Below are 16660 nucleotides of genomic sequence, written 5' to 3'. Positions count from 1 at the left end.
GCAGGGTGGGCCGACTCGTCTCCGATCCTGGACGCTGATCCCACGACCTGGCAATAGGGAAACTTGGGAAGTTTCAGTAGGAAATGAACTTTTAGCGCGGCCGTAACACGGGATCCCGCGGTCAGGAGTGGGTCAGTTGAAGTCGCCGGCGTTGTGCCGGAGGGGTTCCAGGACGGACCAGAGCATCTTCAGCTGGTCGTCGGTGAGGCCGGACAGGGCGAAGTCGGCGGCGACCAGGTCGGCGGTGGCGCGTTCGACCAGGTCCCGGCCCTCGGGGGTGATCTCGCAGAGCACCGCGCGGCCGTCGTCCGGGTGCGGCGTCCGGGTCACCAGCCCGGCCGCCTCGAGCCTGCGGACGATCGAGGTCACCGAGGTCGGGTGCACCTGCAGCCGCTCCCCCATCTTCCCCAGCGGCAGCGACCCGCGCCGGGAGAAGGTCAGCAGCACCAAGGCCTCGAACCGGGCGAACGTCAGCCCGTGCTTGCGGAGGATCTCGTCCAGTTCGTTGATCACGATCTGCTGCGCCCGCATCAGCGACGTCACGGCCCGCATCTGCTCGACGGCGCCCCACCGGCGCCCCCACTGCCGCGACGCCTCGTCGATCGGATCGAACGGCAACGCCCTCTTCCTGGCCATGAGCGGAACCTTAACCCCACACTGATCTGACCATGTCGAAGCTCAGAGATTCGGACTTTCCTGCCCTCGGGACGGACGCGCCCGCGGAGCAGTTGATCAGCATTCGGTTTCGCTGGTACGCCGCGCAGGCCCGGCGGGCGCGTATCTGGTATCGAGCGCTCGGGACCGTACAACTCGTCGCCGCCCTGGTGATCGCGATCTCGGTGGCCATCAAGGCGCCTGTCTGGCTCGCGCCGTCGCTCGGCGGCGTGATCGCGCTGGCCGAGGGGATCCGGACGTTGTTCGGGTTCAAGGACTCGTATCCGACGTACACACGGACCGCGCAGGAACTGCGGAACGAGGCCTGGCTCTACTCGCAGAAGGCCGGCCGGTACGCCAAGGCCGGCGAGCCGGTGAAGTTGCTCGCCGAGCGCGTGGTCGAGATCAGCTACTCCGAGACCCAGGACTGGGAGGCGGCCTTGAAGGCGCGAAGCGTCTGAAACTGTCGGCAGGCTCTGGCAGGGTGCGGACATGAGATTTCTGGAGCATCTGCGGGCCGAGAGCGCGCGACTCGGCGAGGTCGCGCGGACCGGGCTCGATGCGGCCGTGCCCAGTTGCCCGGGATGGACGGTGGACGACGTAGTCCGGCACGTTGCGATGGTGTACGTCCACAAGGTCGAAGTGCTGAAGCTCGGCGCACTCCCCGACCCATGGCCGCCGGACTTCACCGGCCTCACGTCACTGGAGTGGTACGACGACGCGCGCGCGGCGATCGTCGATGCCTTGGAAGCGGCCGGGACCGAGACGCCGACCTGGACGTTCAGCCCGCGCGACCGCACGTCCGCGTTCTGGTACCGGCGGATGACGCACGAGACCGTCATCCACCGGATCGACGTCGAGCAGGCGCACGACGCCGTCACCCCGATCGACCCCGAGCTGGCCCTCGACGGGATCGACGAGATCCTCTACCCGACGCTCGGCGGGCCGTGGTGGGAGGAGGGCGACACCGCCCATCCGATCGACGCGGCCGTTCGGCTGACGGCGAGCGGCCGGTCCTGGACCGTGGACGCCGACGCGACGAGTGTCGACGTACGGCAAGGGGCCGAGGGCGATGCGGCGGCGGAGGTGTCCGGGGATCCGGCGCAGGTGTACTTGTGGTTGTGGGGGCGGGCCGGGGACGACGTGGTCGAGATCGTCGGCGATCCCGACGTGGTGCGCGCGTTCCGCGGGAGAACTTCCGAAGCATCGCAGTGATGATGTCCTCTGTGGGAGTTGTCGTTCGTTCCCTTCACAACAGACGAGAAGGAGGACTCTCATGGCGCAGTACCTTGCACTGACCTACACCGCCGACGTCGACTGGTGGGCGCCCGAGCAGGCCGACGAGCTGGCCGAGTACCGGAGGTTCGGTGTCGAGTTCGCCGAGCAGGTGAAGGCGAGCGCCGTCCTGCATCCGACGTCGACGGCAACTGTCGTCCGCGTCGAGGGCGCCCGCGGCGGACCGGTCGTCACCACCGACGGCCCGTACGCCGAAACCAAGGAAGCCCTGACCGGCTACTACCTGATCGAGGCCGACAACCTCGAGGAAGCGGTTCGGATCGCCTCCGAGATCCCGGCAGCCTGGGCCGGCGCGGTCGAGGTCCGCCCGGTGATCGCGGCCAAATAGCTTCCTGGAGCTCGCCGGTGAATGAGCGGTACGACGTGGTCGGGGAGACGGTTCGGATCGAGGGGGCGCGGATTCTCGCGACTCTGATCCGGACCGTCGGCGACGTCCAGCTCGCCGAGGACGCGGTGCAGGAGGCGGCGCTGGCGGCGCTCGGTGCGTGGCCGGTGACCGGCGTACCGCCCGAGCCGCGCGCCTGGCTCACCGTGACCGCCCGGCGAAAGGCGATCGACATCATCCGCCGCGAACGAGCGCGCACCGGTAAGGAGCGAGCCGGCGCTGACTTGATCGAGCTGACCGCTCCCAAGGTCGAGACGGAGGAGGTGGTTCAGGACGACCTCCTGCGCCTGATCTTCACCTGCTGCCACCCGTCCTTGTCCCCTCCGACCCGTGTGGCTCTGGCGCTGCGCACCCTCTGTGGACTCTCGCCTGCTCAGATCGCCGGCGTACTGCTCACGACAGAAGTCGCCGCGACGAAGCGACTCGTCCGCGCACGCCAGAAGATCGCCGCCGCGCGCATCCCGTACCGCGTACCGACCGAGGCCGAACTACCCGAACGCCTCCCCGCGGTCTGCGCCGTCATCCACAGCCTCTACACCGCGGGTCATGCACCGGCCGAGGGCACAGCGGCGTACGACGTCGACCTGTGCGCGGAGGCGATCCGGCTGGCGGAGCTGCTGCACTCGCTGCTGCCCGCCCAGCCGACACCGACCGCGGTGCTGGCGCTCCTACTCCTGACCGAGGCGCGTCGACCGGCCCGCGTCGACGAATCCGGAGAGGTGGTGACGCTCGATCTCCAGGACCGGTCGGTGTGGGATCAGGACCTCATCTCCCGCGGCGTCACGCTCCTCAACGATTCGCTGGAGCGGTCCGCCCGCCAGGCCGACGCGTACCAACTGCAGGCCGCGATCGCGGCCGAGCACGCCCGCGTGCCGAGCTACACCGCGACCGACTGGCGCGAGATCGTCCGGCTCTACGACCTGCTGGTCAAGGTCTCCCCCAGCCCCGCCGCAGAACTCGCCCGCGCCGTCGCGATCGCCGAAACCGGTGACGTCGACACGGCCCTCACGCTGCTCGACGAGATCCCGCCCAGCTCACGCCGGTACGCCGTACGCGGCGAACTCCTCGCCCGCCACTCCCGCTACGCCGAGGCCGCCGACGAGTTGCAGCAGGCGCTGGACGCAGCTGCGCCCAACCACCCCGAACGCCCCCACCGAGAACGCCGCCGCAACCACTTCCGCAACCTCGCCGAGCAAGACTTCTGAGGTTGCCTACTCGTTGTCGGTCCAGTTGCCGCGTTCGCTGTTGAAGATGGACTTCGAGGCGGACGATGACGTCGGGGACGGCGGACGGTTCGGCTGGGCCGCGGCCGGGGCCGGGGTACTCGCGGAGACCTCCTGCGCCGAGTCCATCCCGATCGGGCCGGTGCCGTCGTCGTCGGAGTCCTCGTCCCCCTGCAGTACGTCGACGCTCGCGGAAGCCCGCAGGCCGGTGCGCTGGATGACGCGCTGAATCGTCAGGTCGCGGTCGTCGGGCCGGCTGACCCACTTGATCTCGCGGAAGCCCTGGTCCTGCGCGGCCGACTCGAAGACGAAGTGGCCGTAGCCGAGCATCCGCCCGATGATCGGCTTCTGCAGCGTGATGTCGAGGACCCGGGCGATCGGGGTGGTCGCGACGGTCTGCGAGAAGACGCCGCGGATCCGCATGACCCGCATGTTGGTGACCACGAAGCGGTCCCGATGCTGGGTGAGGAACTGCCAGAACGCATGACTGAGCAGCACCAGAACGATCGCCAGCAGCACCGGCTGACCACCGATCGCGGTGGTCGCCATGGTGAGCAGCAGTGCCGCCGCGAGCAGGACCTCGAGCATCGGCACCGTGAACACCACCCAGTGGTGCCGGACCTCGTCGATGACGACTTCGCCCTCGTCCGAGATCAGGTGGCGCCGGACCTTCGGGTCGAAGATCCGGAACAGGCCTATTCCGGCCATCCGTTCACTCCCCTGTCACGCTGTTGTGTGACCCCGTGTAGCTCAAGTGTCCCGCACGACGAGGCGCAACGGGACACTTGACAGGCAGATCAGCTGAACAGCGCGGTCAGGAACTGGATAACACTCCCGAACGCGTCACCGACGGCCGAGAACGCTCCACCCACCGCACCGGCGGCGTTGGTCGGCTGGGTGAAGAGGTAAAACCCGGCAAAGGCGATGAGCGACCAGATCAACAGCTTCTTCGGCATGTCGCCACTCCTTGTTCCTAACCACTCGGTCGACTGTGTTTGAGTTTGTATCACGGACCGTGACCAATTGTCACTGACTGAACACAGCCCACCGCACAATGCTCACCAGCTACAAGGTCCATTCTGTAACGGATCCGGGGGCATGGCACCCATCGGCGCGCCGCCCTGAGACACGGATCGCCGTACCCACCGGAAATCCTGCGGCATTTGCCCGAAATCGGCACAACTTCCGGTGAACGAAATACAAAGACACCATGTGACACAACGTGGTCGATTGTTCCACGGCGAGACAAGTGTCACAAAGCGGCGATGAGCTCGTCGGCCGCCGAATACGGGTCGGTGCCGCCGTCCGCGACCTTCGCGGCCAGGACGTCGAGCCGGGCGTCGCCGTGGAGGTGCGCGAACCGGGCCCGGAGCGCGGTGGTGGCGATCGCCTCGATCTCGTCCCGCGCCCGGCTCCGGCGACGTTCGGTGAGTACGCCGTTCCCGCGCATCCACTCCAGCCGGTCCTCGATCGCCTGCACGACCTCGGCGACGCCTTCGTTGCGGGACGCGACCGTCTTGAGGATCGGCGGCGACCAGGCGCCCTCGGAGCGCTCGGCCAGCGCCAGCATCGACCGCAGGTCGCGGGTGACCGACTGGACGCCGTCCCGGTCCGCCTTGTTCACCACGTAAATGTCGCCGACCTCGAGGATCCCGGCCTTGGCGGCCTGGATGCCGTCGCCCATGCCCGGAGCCAGCAGGACCAGCGTCGTGTCCGCCATCCCGGCGATCTCCACCTCGGACTGCCCGACGCCGACCGTCTCCACCAGCACCACGTCGAACCCGGCCGCGTCCAGCACCCGCAACGCCTGCGGGGTCGACCACGACAGCCCGCCGAGATGCCCACGGGACGCCATCGACCGGATGAACACGCCGCGGTCGGTCGCGTGGTCCTGCATCCGCACGCGGTCCCCGAGCAGTGCTCCGCCGGAGAACGGCGACGACGGGTCCACCGCGAGTACGCCGACCCGCTTCCCGGTCTCCCGGTACGCCGAGACCAGGGCCGACGTCGACGTCGACTTGCCGACGCCGGGCGAGCCCGTGATCCCGACGATGTGCGCGTGACCGGCGTACGGCGCCAACTCGGCCATCACCTCACGCAGCAGCGGAGACTCGTCCTCGACCAGCGAGATCAACCGAGCGACCGCCCGCGAATCCCCTTCGCGGGCGCGCTCGACCAACTCACCGACCGGCGGCGTCCGTCGTGGCATCAGTTCTCTGTCAGCTCTGGGGTACACGAACAATCAGGGCGTCACCTTGACCGCCGCCACCGCACAGCGCGGCTGCGCCGACGCCGCCGCCGCGGCGGCCGAGTTCGAGGGCCAGGTGCAGCACGAGGCGGGCGCCGGACATCCCGATCGGGTGGCCGAGCGCGATCGCGCCGCCGTTCACGTTCACCTTGTCGTCGCCGACCTGCAGCTCGCGCGCGGACGCGATCCCGACCGCCGCGAACGCCTCGTTGATCTCGATCAGGTCGAGGTCCGCCGGCTGGATACCTTCCTTCGCGCAGGCCTTGACGATCGCGTTGGCCGGCTGGCTCTGCAGCGACGAGTCCGGCCCGGCGACCGAACCGTGCGCGCCGATCTCGGCGATCCAGCTGAGCCCGAGCTCCTCGGCCTTCGCCTTGCTCATCACGACGACCGCACAGCCGCCGTCGGAGATCTGCGACGCCGACCCGGCCGTGATCGTGCCGTCCTTGCCGAACGCCGGCCGCAGCTTGCCCAGCACCTCGACCGACGTGTCGCCGCGGACGCCTTCGTCGCTGTCCACCACGATCGGGTCGCCCTTGCGCTGCGGCACCTCGACCGGGACGACCTCGTCGGCGAACACGCCGTTCTTCCACGCCTCGGCGGCGCGCTGGTGCGAACGAGCGCTGAACTCGTCCTGCTCCTCGCGGCTCAGCTTCTGGCGCTCGGTGTTCGCCTGGTCCGTCAGCGCGCCCATGGCCTGGTCGGTGAACGCGTCCCACAACCCGTCGTACGCCATCGAGTCGACCAGCGGCACGTCGCCGTACTTGAAGCCCTCCCGGGACTTCGGCAGCAGGTGCGGCGCGTTCGTCATCGACTCCATACCGCCGGCCACGACGACGTCGTACTCGCCGGCGCGGATCAGCTGGTCGGCGAGTGCGATTGCGTTCAGCCCGGACAAGCAGACCTTGTTGATGGTGATGGCCGGCACGTCCATCGGGACGCCGCCCTTGACCGCGGCCTGGCGGGCGGTGATCTGACCGCCGCCGGCCTGCAGGACCTGGCCCATGATCACGTACTCGACCTGGTCCGGTGCGACGCCGGCCTTCTCGAGTGCGCCCTTGATCGCGAACCCGCCGAGCTCTGCTCCGGTGAAGCCCTTGAGGCCACCCAGCAACCGCCCGATCGGGGTCCGTGCACCGGCGACGATGACGCTGTGGTTCCGCGTGTCAGACATGCCGTCACGATACCTGCGACCGCACTGGTACGCCGCTGCTCGCGCACGTCAGACGGGTCACACGGATGGTGTCGAGTGGGCCACTTTCGATGGCCTCGTGGGCGGGGTCTGCGCCACGCTGGCGGGATGGATCAGTTGTTCGACGCGATCGACCACGTCGGCATCGCGGTGCCCGACTTCGACGAAGCCGTCCGGTACTACGCCAACGTGTTCGGCATGACCGTGGCGCACGAGGAGGTCAACGAGGAGCAGGGCGTCCGGGAGGCGATGCTCTCGGTCGGCGACTCGGGGTCCTCGATCCAGTTGCTGGCGCCGCTGTCGGACGCCTCGCCGATCGCGAAGTTCCTCGACCAGCGCGGCCCGGGCATCCAGCAGCTCGCGTACCGGGTCAGCGATCTCGACGCGGTCTCGAAGGTGCTGCGCGAGCGCGGCGCCCGCCTGCTGTACGACGAGCCGAAACGCGGCACCGCCGGCTCCCGGGTCAACTTCGTGCACCCGAAGTCGGCCGGCGGCGTCCTCGTCGAACTCGTGGAGCCACGGGTCTCGCACTAGGCACTGGGTCACCGGACGGGACCTGGGTGTGACGGCACGCGATTCGGGTCTCGTCGACCGGGTGGGCGGACTACTCTGATCGGGTGCTGAAGGACAGCGCCACCGACTCCTTGCACGGTGCGCCGGCCGGATTCCTGCACGACGCCTTTGTCCACGTGTCGGACGAGGAGTTCGTGCAGCGCTCGGCTGCGCTCGTACGGGAGGGTCTGGCGGCGGGGGAAACCATCGTGGCCGTGCTGCCGCCGGAGCGGATCGCCGTACTGCGCGACGCTCTCGGACCGCTGCACCCTGAGGTCCGCTTCACCGACATGACCGTTGCCGGGGGCAACCCGGCGCGGCTGATCCCGTACTGGCGCGGCGTCGTCGAGCAGCACCCCGGCCCGGTCCGCGGACTCTGCGAGCCGGCGTACCCGGGCCGCAGCGCGGCGGCGTACGACGAGGTGCTGCTGCACGAGGCGCTGTCCGATATCGCGTTCGCGCAGGACCGGGCGTTCCGGCTGTACTGCGCCTACGACGCGTCCGTCGGCATCGACCCGACCGCGACGCATTCGGGTGCGGAAGCGCTTGCGGAGAAGGAGTTCCGGATCCCGCTGGACGACGTACCGGACCGGGCCGAGCGGTGGGAGTTCGGGCCGGACGAGCTCGGGCAGATCCGGCAATGGCTGAGCGGGCAGGCGGCGTCGCACGGTGTGTCGAGGGACCGGCTCGAGGACCTGTCGCTGGCGTTGCACGAGATCTGCACGAACAGCATCCGGTTCGGCGGCGGGCGCGGGCGGCTGGCGGTGTGGATCGCCGACGGCACGCTGATCTGCGACGTCCTGGACTGCGGGCGGATCGACGATCTGCTCGTCGGGCGGGTGCTGCCGCCGCTGGACGGGCTCGGCGGGCGGGGCGTCTGGCTCGCCAATCAGCTGTGCGACCTGGCGCAACTGCGGTCCGGCGACGACTTCACCCAGGTACGCCTCCACACCAGGCTGCGCTGATAAGACCACTGACAACGGTGGACTGCAAAAGTGACGGTCGTCTCAACCGTCGCTCGCTGTGTTACAGGGCACAGCCAGGGGCGCATACTCAGCGGTAAGTTCCGCTCACTCAGACCGCCGCTCCTGGAGGTACTTTCGTGAAGCAGATCCTTGAGGCGATCCTCTCCGGTGACAACGCCGCCGTCGGAGAGCTCGACGTACCGGAGCATTACCGCGGAATCACCGTCCACGCCGACGAGGCGACGATGTTCGAGGGGCTGGACGCGAAGGAGAAGGATCCGCGGAAGAGTCTGCACCTCGACGACGTCCCGACGCCCGAGCTCGGCCCGGGTGAGGCGCTGGTCGCCGTGATGGCGAGCGCGATCAACTACAACACCGTCTGGACGTCGATCTTCGAGCCGGTGTCGACCTTCGCGTTCCTGAAGCGGTACGGGAAGCTGTCGCCGCTGACGGCCCGCCACGACCTGCCGTACCACGTGGTCGGCTCCGACCTGGCAGGCGTCGTACTGCGGACCGGGCCGGGCGTGAACGCCTGGAAGCCCGGCGACGAGGTGGTCGCACACTGCCTGTCGGTCGAGCTGGAGTCGCCGGACGGGCACAACGACACGATGCTCGACTCCGAGCAGCGGATCTGGGGATTCGAGACGAACTTCGGCGGTCTCGCCGAGATCGCGCTGGTGAAGTCGAACCAGCTGATGCCGAAGCCGGCCCACCTCACGTGGGAGGAAGCGGCCTCGCCCGGGTTGGTGAACAGTACGGCGTACCGGCAACTGGTGTCCGCGAACGGCGCCAACATGAAGCAGGGCGACGTGGTGCTGGTCTGGGGCGCGTCCGGCGGCCTGGGCTCCTACGCGACGCAGTTCGCGCTGAACGGCGGAGCGATCCCGGTGTGCGTGGTGTCGTCGCCGGAGAAGGCCGAGATCTGCCGCGCGATGGGCGCCTCGCTGATCATCGACCGGTCGGCCGAGGGGTACAAGTTCTGGAAGGACGAGCACACCCAGGACCAGCGGGAGTGGAAGCGGTTCGGCGCGCGGATCCGGGAGCTGACCGGCGGCGACGACCCCGACATCGTGTTCGAGCACCCGGGGCGGGAGACGTTCGGGGCCTCGGTGTTCGTCGCCCGGAAGGGCGGGACGATCGTGACGTGTGCGTCGACGTCCGGGTTCATGCACGAGTACGACAACCGGTACCTGTGGATGAACCTGAAACGGATCATCGGCTCGCACTTCGCCAACTACCGCGAGGCCTGGGAGGCCAACCGGCTGATCGCCAAGGGCATGGTGCACCCGACGGTCAGCAAGGTCTACCCACTCGAGGACACCGCGCAGGCGGCGTACGACGTCCACCGCAACCTCCACCAGGGCAAGGTCGGCGTCCTCACCCTCGCCCCCACCGAAGGCCTCGGCGTCCGCAACCCGGCCCTCCGCGAGCAGCATCTGGACGCCATTAATCGCTTCCGCAACAGGTAGTTGCCGCTGACTCCCGATTGGCTGGTTTCGGGTGGGTTCTGACAGGCTTATGGTGGGGGATTCACGCTGAGCCGCCAGAAGGGAACCTCGGGAGAATGCCTGACGAGTCGAGCCTGCCGTTCTTCGACCGCACGGCGACAGCGGCCGGGGGCTTCCCGGTCAGTCGCCGCGGGTACGACAAGCAGGCCGTGGACGACTACGTCCGCGCGCTGGAGATGCAACTCGTCCAGGCACGCAACCGCGCCGACGAGCTGCAGCAGAGTGTCGCGCCGATGCAGCACCAGCTCGCGGAGACGCGGCGCCAGCTCGAGGCCAGCGCGAACCCGTCGTACGCCGGGCTCGGCGACCGGGCCGCGCAGATCCTCCGGCTCGCTCAGGACCAGGCGTCCGAGGCGCTCGAGGAGGCCAAGCGCGAGGCCGAGGAGCTGCGCGCGAACGCGGCCAAGGAGGCCGCGGCGGCGCGGGCGACCGGTGACCGCGAGGCCGAGGACATCCGGACCGTCGCGCTCAACGAGGCGGACAGCATGCGCCGTACCGCCGAGGGCGACGCGGCCGAGCTGCGGCGTACGGCGGAGACCGAGGCGGCCGAGGTGCTGCAGGCGGCCCGGCGGAAGTCCGAGCAGCTGCAGCTGACCGCGGAGTCGCAGGCGAGCACGCTGAAGAACGGCGCGCTGCACGAGGCCGAGAAGATCCGGACCGCGATCCAGCGCGAGTCGGCGGCGCTGCGGGCGCGGCTGGCGGACGAACGCGAGCAGCAGGCCAAGGAGCTGGCCGACAAGCACCAGCAGATCGCGGCCGACACCGACAGCCTCACCACCCAGATGAAGGAGGCCGCCGAGGCGTCCGAGCGCCGGGTGGCCGAGGCGACCGAGCAGGCCCGCAAGATCCGCGCCGAGGCCGAGGAGTCGGCCGAGCGGACACTCTCGCGGTCCCGCCGGGAGGCCGAGCAGCTGCTGACCACCGCGCGTACCCGTGCCGAGGCCGAGCTGGCGAACGCGGCCGACGAGGCGGAGCGGTCCCGGACCGTGGTCGCCCGGGAGACCGAGCGGCTGGCGAAGCGCCGGGACGGCATTCTGACCCAGATCGCCGGGCTGAACGAGATCGCGAGCAACATCGCCCGGCAGGCGGCAGAGCTGGACTCCGAGACGGCCGCGGCGCCGTACGTGAACCCGTTCGCACGGCCGGCCGAGTCCTCGCGCCCCCCGCTCGGCGCCCCAGGCACCGGCGCCGGCAGCCCGTTCGCCTCGGAGCCCTCGACCCCGCTTTCCTCCACCCCGCCCCCCTCAGCCACCAGGTTCGAGTCGTCAGCCCCTAGCTCGGCTCCGACTGATTCGGCTCCGGCTGATTCGGCTCCGGCTGATTCGGCTCCGGCTGATTCGGCTCCGGCTGGGTCGGGTTCAGGTTCGACGGATGAGGAGAGCCCGTTCCCCGCGGCGACGCCGGCTGACAACCCGTTCCCGGGGGCGACGCCGGCCGCGGGATCCTCGTCCGAGTCGTCGTACGACACCGAGGGACCGTTCACTGGCTCCAGCCCGTTCGTCGGCATCAGCGCCGGGGACGCCCGCGTCGACGAGACCCGGATCGACACCGGCCTGCGCATCGACCCGGCGGACGCCGGCGATCTCGCCGGCACCAGCAGGAGCGCCGGCGGCCCCGCCGACCCCGAAGCCGACGCCGCAGACCTCGCCGAACTCGCCGCTCTTGCCGATGACGACGACCTTGCCGACACGACCGACGCCGCCAAGTCCTCGGACGGCGACGAGGAGCCGAAGGACTCGACGATGGTGGACGAGTTCCGGCTGGATGACCTCGCGAACGAGGACACTCGGGTCCAGAAGCGGCGCTCCAGCTCGGCGAAGTCCTCCGACGACGAGTCGCCCGCGGACGACGAGAAGACCGATGCGGCCACCTCGAGCGCGCGATCCCCGAAGGACAAGATGTGACGCCATCCGGCGACGACACCTCCACAGCGACCCCCGACCAGGACCTCGCCGCCGCCGCGCGCGAAGCGAAGTCCGCCGCCGCGGAAGCCCAGGCCGCCGCCGACAAGAGCGAACAATCCGCAGCCGACGCAGCATCCGCCGCCAAGTCAGCCGACACCTCCGCTGACGAGGCCGACGAGTCCGCCGACAAAGCTGACGCGTCTGCCGAGGAAGCGGACGATTCGGCTGACAAGGCTGCTGCGGCGGCCGAGCATGTGGAGGACGGTGACACCAACCTCGCGGACGAGTTGCTGATCGAAGAGCGGCACCCGTCGGTCGGGATGGGTACGCCGGGTCCGCCGCTGCGCCGGGGCAACCCGTTCACGTTCGGCTTCTTCGCGGCGCTCGGCGTACTGGTCGCCCTGGGTCTGTGGAACGCCGCCGGCCAGGCCCGCTCGGTCCTGATCCTGCTCCTGGTCTCGATGTTCATCGCGGTCGGCCTGAACCCGCTGGTCGAGTGGTTCATGCGCCGCGGCCTGAAACGCGGCCTGTCCGTCGGCGTGGTGTTCCTGCTGATGATCCTCGCGGTCGCCGGCGTCGCCGTCGCGATCGTCCCGGTCGTCTCCGACCAGATCAACAGCCTGATCAAGAACGCGCCCGAGTGGCTCGACCTGCTGAAGAATTCGAAGACGGTCGACGATCTGGACAACAAGTACCACTTCATCGACAAGGCCCAGGAGTACATCCAGGACCCGGCGCTGGCGCAACGCGCGTTCGGCGGCATCCTGGGCGTCGGCAAGGTGGTCGCGGGCGCGCTGTTCAACACGTTCACGATCCTGGTGCTGACGCTGTACTTCCTCGCCTCGCTCCCTTCGGTGAAGCGTGCGGCGTACAGCCTGGTGCCCCGCACCCGGCGTACTCGCGTCTCGATCCTCGGCGACGAGGTCCTCGGCCGGGTCGGCGGCTACGTCAGCGGCCAGTTCCTGGTGGCGCTGACCGCCGGCGTCATGATGTTCATCTTCCTGGAGATCGTGGGCCTGCGGGAGTACGCCGTGGCGCTGGCGATCGTGGTGATGTTCTGCGACTTCATCCCGATGGTCGGCGGCCTGATCGGCGTCGTGATCGTCGCCCTGATCGGCTTCACCGGCGGCGTCGGGATCGGCATCGCCTGCCTGATCTACGGCATCATCTACCAGCAGGTCGAGAACTACGTCGTGGCGCCACGCATCATGCGCCGAGCCGTCGACATCCCGGGCGCCGTCACCGTCATCGCCGCCCTCCTCGGCGGCGCCCTCCTCGGCGTCGTCGGCGCCCTCCTGGCCATCCCCTCAGCCGCCGCCATCCTCCTCATCATCCGAGAAGTCTGGGTCCGCAAAGCCGACGCCTCATAGCCCACGAACTCACCAACTTGGGGAGAGTTACCTACCCGATCCGGGCAGAAACTCTCCCCAAGTTGTGTCTAGGGGTCGAGTCGGACCAGTTGTGAAACCCGCTGGTGCGAAACTCCCAGGACTGCACTCACGTCCCGCACCGGGACGTTCGCGTCGGTCAACGCGGTCGCGAGTTCTCGGGTGAGTTCGGCGACGGACGCTTCCAGTCAGCTAGACGGGCCTCAGCAGGTGACGTCGAGGATGAAGTGTTGGGCGGGGGTTAGGCGGGTGTAGGTGTTCAGGCGGATGTAGGTCTGTTGGTCGAGTTGTTGGGGTAGGTGGCGTTGGGTGAAGTAGGAGTGGAGGGCTCGGCGGGGGTGGTCGGTGTGGTTTTGGGTGCCGCCGTGCCAGAGGTGGCTGTTGAAGATGACGACTGTGCCGGCTTGGCCGGTGAGCTGGATCTGGTCGGGGTGGGGGGCGGAGGGATCGGGCATTTCGTCGGCGGGCAGGGTGCCGCGGCGGTGGGAGCCGGGGACGACGCGGGTCGCGCCGTTGGCAACGGTGAAGTCGTCGAGGAGCCAGATCGAGTTGCAGACCTCGTACTCGCCCGGCTGGACGGGATGCCCGAAGTCCGCGTGCAGGCCCTGGTGCCCTTCACCGGGCAAAGCAGCGCGGCTGTTGAGGGACGAGAGTTTGAACTCGCCGAGCACGTGCCGCATCGCCGCCAGCACCCGCGGGTGGCTGAAGCACACCTCGAACCGCGGATCCTTGTTCACCAGATCCGCCAACCGGTCCGTACCGCGCTCCTGATGCACTTCGAGACCGGCGCGGTCCCCCTCGGCCGCGGTCAGTTCGGCGAGGCGCTTGTTGATCGCGGACACCTCCTCCGCGGCCAGAATCCCTTCCAGCGGAAGGAAGCCGTCACGGTCCAACTGGTCCTTCTCGTCCTGCGTGAGTACGTCGTCGGTGACGCCGAGATCGCGGAGAGCGGTAGCCATATCCATCGCGGTTCTCCTTCACAAGATGCACGAATCGATGCCAGCATCGTTCCGACGTACCTGAGAAACAATGCAGGAGGCGACAGGGCTTATGCACAAATCGCCACGGCTGCTCGGCGCCGGCGTGCACACGGCCGCGCCCGGCAAGGACTACCCGTCCCACGCGCACACGTCGTGGGAGCTTGTGTACTACGTTCGCGGCCGGATCACCTGTCCCGTCGGCGACACGACGTACGACGCCACGCCCGGGACCGTACTGCTCACGCCACCGCACACGTGGCATGCCGAGCAGAGCCGCACCGGGTACGCGAACCGCTTCCTCCAGGTCGACGCCGCAACCACCCACCCGTGGCCGCGACTGTGCTACGACGACACCGATCACACCCTGCGCCGCGTGTTCGACGCACTGGTCCGCGAAACCGAAAACGAACTCCGCGTGCTCCTGCTCGCAGAGCTGGACCTCCGCCTCCGTCGTGCCGCCGCGACCCCGCCGCAAACGCCCGCTGAACAGCTCGTCGCCCAGGCAGAGCAGCTCTTCGAGGAACGCTTTGCGACCGGTCTCCGCATCGCACAGGTCGCGGACGAGCTCGGCATCTCGCAGTCGGGCCTTCGCGCCGCGTTCACCCGCCTCCGCAACACCAGCCCGCAGGCCGCGCTTCAAGCAGTACGCCTACGCCACGCGCTGGCCCACATCCGCAACTCGACCCTCCCCCTCCAGGCCGTCGCCGAACTGACCGGCTACCACTCGGTCAGCCACCTCACCCGCCACGTCAAAGCCGCCACGGGCTCACCACCCGGCGCCCTGCGCTGAGTCAGAAGGCGGCTGCGACGGTGGTGAGCTCGATGTCGTGGTCTTCGATCGCCTGGCGGATCTCCGGGTCGGTGACCATTGCCTGGTCGGACAGGCGGTACTCCTCCGCCCAGCGGTACGTGTAGGAGCCGGGGCGGTGGAGGGCAGCCAGTTCTGGTTCGGCGGCCGCGCAGTGGGTGACGAGCAGGTGGACCCCGGGCGTCAGCTTGTCCAGGTAGTCCAGCAGCCAGGGCTTCTTGTCGTCGGCGTCCCGGTCGCTCAAGACCTCGATGGACGCGAACCGCTGAGACTCGTCAGCCCCGTAGATGAACGGCTTCCCGAGCGCTGCGGACACCTCGCCGTACGCCGACGGCACGGACGACCCCATGTGGAAGTCGAGGTACTCGAGCGTCAGTCCCTCCGCCGCGAACTTCGCCGCCTGCGCCGACAACTCCCGCACCGCGTCCGCATGCGAGATGCCCGCCGAAGCTTCCTCGACGGTACGCCGGAACGTACCGTCCTCCCCCACCAGCGACGCCCCGTCCGTCAACGGGCGCCAGCGCAGAAAGTCCCACTCACACGTCAACGTCTGATGCACCCCCACGGGAATCCCGAACTCCCGCGCCAACGCCGCCGCCTCGGTGAACCACGGACACGCGGCCATGGTCGACACCTGCGTCACGATCCCTTCGCGGAACGCCTGCACTGTCCCGACATTGACCGCATGGCACATCCCGAAGTCGTCACTCTGAACAACCAACTGAACCTCAGCCACGCCTACTCCCACCATCCGCCGACAGAGCCACCACCGACCGTACGACCAACCGCCGGCAAATCTCCTATGGTCCGGCGAGTTTGCTGACCTCAGGCGACTGATTCGTGTGGAACGCGCACGCCCGGGGGTAGCCGGCCAGGCAGCCTCGGGTGGTCATGAGGGCGGTGTAGTAGTCGATGTACCGGAACCCGTACGTCTCGCCACGCGCGAACGCCTGGTGTCTGATCGCGGACACCCACCGATAGAACGCCTCGTCGGAGATCGGGACGTACAGCGAAGGCGTAAAGCCCTCCATGTCCTCCCAGTTCTCGGCGTGCAGGAACGAGCGCACACCGTGCCGAGGCAGTGCGGACAGCTTTTCGGCCAAAGCGGCGTACGGCGTGATCGCGGCGAAATCGTCCGCGGCGTCGATGGGCAGGCCGGCCAGGAAGCGGGCGCGTTCGGCCAGTACGGCGGTGTGCTCGTGGTCGCGGTGGATGGAGTGTTTCCAGTGCGTGATGATCGTGTCGGGCTGCTTCTCGCGGATGATCTGGGCCAGTTGCAGCGCGACGTCGTCCGTGGACGGGAGGAACCCGTCGCTGTGGTCGAGGACCGTGAAGTCCGCGCCGATCGCCTCCGCGAACGCCGTACCCTCCGCGATCTTCTGCACCTTGTAGTCGGCCGGCGTCAGCCGCGGGTGTCCGCGCTCCCCCGGCGTCAGCGCGACGATCGTCGCCGACGCGCCCTCCAGGACGAGTTTGGCCAGCGTCGGCCCGGCGGTCAGGTCCATGTCGCCGATGTGCGCCCCGATGGCGAGCACTGATCTGGTCACAAGAGTCTCC

Annotated in this window: 18 protein-coding genes; 10 read left to right on the top strand and 8 right to left on the bottom strand. The window is 68.8% G+C overall.

Annotated elements, in window-relative coordinates:
• Positions 1 to 132: 132 nt before the first annotated feature.
• A complete protein-coding gene (locus tag E0H92_RS29535) occupies positions 133 to 636 on the bottom strand; it encodes a MarR family winged helix-turn-helix transcriptional regulator (protein ID WP_131463626.1) in 504 nt (167 codons plus the stop codon).
• A 32-nt stretch (positions 637 to 668) separates the two neighbouring features.
• Between E0H92_RS29535 and E0H92_RS29530 the strand changes: the two genes are divergently transcribed.
• The 4 genes from E0H92_RS29530 to E0H92_RS29520 all read left to right on the top strand — a co-directional run bounded on the left by E0H92_RS29530 (position 669) and on the right by E0H92_RS29520 (position 3540).
• A complete protein-coding gene (locus tag E0H92_RS29530; RefSeq protein ID WP_131463624.1) occupies positions 669 to 1115 on the top strand; it encodes a DUF4231 domain-containing protein in 447 nt (148 codons plus the stop codon).
• A gap of 31 nt (positions 1116 to 1146) precedes the next feature.
• Positions 1147 to 1869 (top strand): maleylpyruvate isomerase family mycothiol-dependent enzyme, encoded by a 723-nt coding sequence (locus tag E0H92_RS29525; RefSeq protein WP_131498571.1) that lies wholly within the window; start codon positions 1147 to 1149, stop codon positions 1867 to 1869.
• 61 nt (positions 1870 to 1930) lie between these two features.
• Positions 1931 to 2278, top strand: coding sequence for a YciI family protein (locus E0H92_RS44355; RefSeq protein WP_165550099.1), 348 nt, complete (start codon positions 1931 to 1933; stop codon positions 2276 to 2278).
• 17 nt (positions 2279 to 2295) lie between these two features.
• On the top strand, positions 2296 to 3540 hold the full coding sequence (locus E0H92_RS29520; RefSeq protein WP_165550098.1) for an RNA polymerase sigma factor: 1245 nt from the start codon (positions 2296 to 2298) through the stop codon (positions 3538 to 3540).
• 6 nt (positions 3541 to 3546) lie between these two features.
• Here the strand turns inward: E0H92_RS29520 and E0H92_RS29515 are convergent, their stop codons facing one another.
• The 4 genes from E0H92_RS29515 to E0H92_RS29505 all read right to left on the bottom strand — a co-directional run bounded on the left by E0H92_RS29515 (position 3547) and on the right by E0H92_RS29505 (position 6980).
• Complete coding sequence (locus E0H92_RS29515; protein ID WP_131463618.1) at positions 3547 to 4266, bottom strand: PH domain-containing protein; 720 nt, start codon at positions 4264 to 4266, stop codon at positions 3547 to 3549.
• A gap of 89 nt (positions 4267 to 4355) precedes the next feature.
• The gene (locus tag E0H92_RS44350) at positions 4356 to 4514 is read right to left on the bottom strand and encodes a hypothetical protein (protein WP_165547247.1); all 159 of its coding nucleotides are present in this window, start codon (positions 4512 to 4514) and stop codon (positions 4356 to 4358) included.
• Between the two features lie 296 nt (positions 4515 to 4810).
• Complete coding sequence (gene meaB / locus E0H92_RS29510) at positions 4811 to 5767, bottom strand: methylmalonyl Co-A mutase-associated GTPase MeaB (RefSeq protein ID WP_131463616.1); 957 nt, start codon at positions 5765 to 5767, stop codon at positions 4811 to 4813.
• A 10-nt stretch (positions 5768 to 5777) separates the two neighbouring features.
• The gene (locus tag E0H92_RS29505) at positions 5778 to 6980 is read right to left on the bottom strand and encodes an acetyl-CoA C-acetyltransferase (protein WP_131498569.1); all 1203 of its coding nucleotides are present in this window, start codon (positions 6978 to 6980) and stop codon (positions 5778 to 5780) included.
• Between the two features lie 126 nt (positions 6981 to 7106).
• On the opposite strand from E0H92_RS29505, the gene mce reads away from it, so the two are divergent.
• From mce to E0H92_RS29480, 5 genes are all read left to right on the top strand, one after another.
• Entirely contained in the window at positions 7107 to 7532 is a 426-nt protein-coding gene (mce, locus tag E0H92_RS29500) for a methylmalonyl-CoA epimerase (protein WP_131498568.1), read from the top strand.
• A gap of 83 nt (positions 7533 to 7615) precedes the next feature.
• Entirely contained in the window at positions 7616 to 8515 is a 900-nt protein-coding gene (locus E0H92_RS29495; protein ID WP_131498567.1) for a sensor histidine kinase, read from the top strand.
• 137 nt (positions 8516 to 8652) lie between these two features.
• The gene (ccrA, locus tag E0H92_RS29490; RefSeq protein ID WP_131498566.1) at positions 8653 to 9984 is read left to right on the top strand and encodes a crotonyl-CoA carboxylase/reductase; all 1332 of its coding nucleotides are present in this window, start codon (positions 8653 to 8655) and stop codon (positions 9982 to 9984) included.
• Between the two features lie 95 nt (positions 9985 to 10079).
• On the top strand, positions 10080 to 11927 hold the full coding sequence (locus E0H92_RS29485) for a coiled-coil domain-containing protein (protein WP_238173654.1): 1848 nt from the start codon (positions 10080 to 10082) through the stop codon (positions 11925 to 11927).
• A complete protein-coding gene (locus tag E0H92_RS29480; protein ID WP_131463608.1) occupies positions 11924 to 13297 on the top strand; it encodes an AI-2E family transporter in 1374 nt (457 codons plus the stop codon). The genes E0H92_RS29485 and E0H92_RS29480 overlap by 4 nt, the downstream gene beginning before the upstream one ends.
• Before the next feature lie 221 nt (positions 13298 to 13518).
• Here the strand turns inward: E0H92_RS29480 and E0H92_RS29475 are convergent, their stop codons facing one another.
• Complete coding sequence (locus tag E0H92_RS29475) at positions 13519 to 14280, bottom strand: phytanoyl-CoA dioxygenase family protein (RefSeq protein ID WP_131498565.1); 762 nt, start codon at positions 14278 to 14280, stop codon at positions 13519 to 13521.
• Between the two features lie 85 nt (positions 14281 to 14365).
• Here E0H92_RS29475 and E0H92_RS29470 point away from each other — a divergent pair, with 85 nt between their 5' ends.
• Positions 14366 to 15085 carry a helix-turn-helix transcriptional regulator gene (locus E0H92_RS29470; protein WP_165550097.1) on the top strand — a complete coding sequence of 240 codons (720 nt, stop codon included), beginning with the start codon at positions 14366 to 14368 and terminating at the stop codon, positions 15083 to 15085.
• Between the two features lies 1 nt (position 15086).
• On the opposite strand, the gene E0H92_RS29465 is transcribed toward E0H92_RS29470, so the two are convergent.
• Together E0H92_RS29465 and E0H92_RS29460 are read right to left on the bottom strand one after the other, a co-directional pair.
• A complete protein-coding gene (locus E0H92_RS29465; protein ID WP_165550096.1) occupies positions 15087 to 15839 on the bottom strand; it encodes a carbohydrate deacetylase in 753 nt (250 codons plus the stop codon).
• Positions 15840 to 15903: 64 nt separating this feature from the next.
• Positions 15904 to 16650 carry a PIG-L deacetylase family protein gene (locus E0H92_RS29460; protein ID WP_131498562.1) on the bottom strand — a complete coding sequence of 249 codons (747 nt, stop codon included), beginning with the start codon at positions 16648 to 16650 and terminating at the stop codon, positions 15904 to 15906.
• Positions 16651 to 16660 lie beyond the last annotated feature (10 nt).

The sequence above is a fragment of the Kribbella speibonae genome (assembly GCF_004331375.1).
In the GTDB taxonomy this organism is placed as follows: domain Bacteria; phylum Actinomycetota; class Actinomycetes; order Propionibacteriales; family Kribbellaceae; genus Kribbella; species Kribbella sindirgiensis.
This window is presented reverse-complemented; position numbering and strand designations above follow the sequence as displayed.

Excerpts from the sequence above, each read along its gene's own strand:
- E0H92_RS29530 (WP_131463624.1), top strand. The coding sequence starts at position 669 with ATGTCGAAGCTCAGAGATTCGGACTTTCCTGCCCTCGGGACGGACGCG.
- E0H92_RS44355 (WP_165550099.1), top strand. The coding sequence starts at position 1,931 with ATGGCGCAGTACCTTGCACTGACCTACACCGCCGACGTCGACTGGTGG.
- E0H92_RS29485 (WP_238173654.1), top strand. The coding sequence starts at position 10,080 with ATGCCTGACGAGTCGAGCCTGCCGTTCTTCGACCGCACGGCGACAGCG.
- E0H92_RS29470 (WP_165550097.1), top strand. The coding sequence starts at position 14,366 with ATGCACAAATCGCCACGGCTGCTCGGCGCCGGCGTGCACACGGCCGCG.
- E0H92_RS44350 (WP_165547247.1), bottom strand. The coding sequence starts at position 4,514 with ATGCCGAAGAAGCTGTTGATCTGGTCGCTCATCGCCTTTGCCGGGTTT.
- E0H92_RS29525 (WP_131498571.1), top strand. The coding sequence starts at position 1,147 with ATGAGATTTCTGGAGCATCTGCGGGCCGAGAGCGCGCGACTCGGCGAG.
- E0H92_RS29535 (WP_131463626.1), bottom strand. The coding sequence starts at position 636 with ATGGCCAGGAAGAGGGCGTTGCCGTTCGATCCGATCGACGAGGCGTCG.
- E0H92_RS29515 (WP_131463618.1), bottom strand. The coding sequence starts at position 4,266 with ATGGCCGGAATAGGCCTGTTCCGGATCTTCGACCCGAAGGTCCGGCGC.
- E0H92_RS29475 (WP_131498565.1), bottom strand. The coding sequence starts at position 14,280 with ATGGATATGGCTACCGCTCTCCGCGATCTCGGCGTCACCGACGACGTA.
- mce (WP_131498568.1), top strand. The coding sequence starts at position 7,107 with ATGGATCAGTTGTTCGACGCGATCGACCACGTCGGCATCGCGGTGCCC.
- E0H92_RS29505 (WP_131498569.1), bottom strand. The coding sequence starts at position 6,980 with ATGTCTGACACGCGGAACCACAGCGTCATCGTCGCCGGTGCACGGACC.
- meaB (WP_131463616.1), bottom strand. The coding sequence starts at position 5,767 with ATGCCACGACGGACGCCGCCGGTCGGTGAGTTGGTCGAGCGCGCCCGC.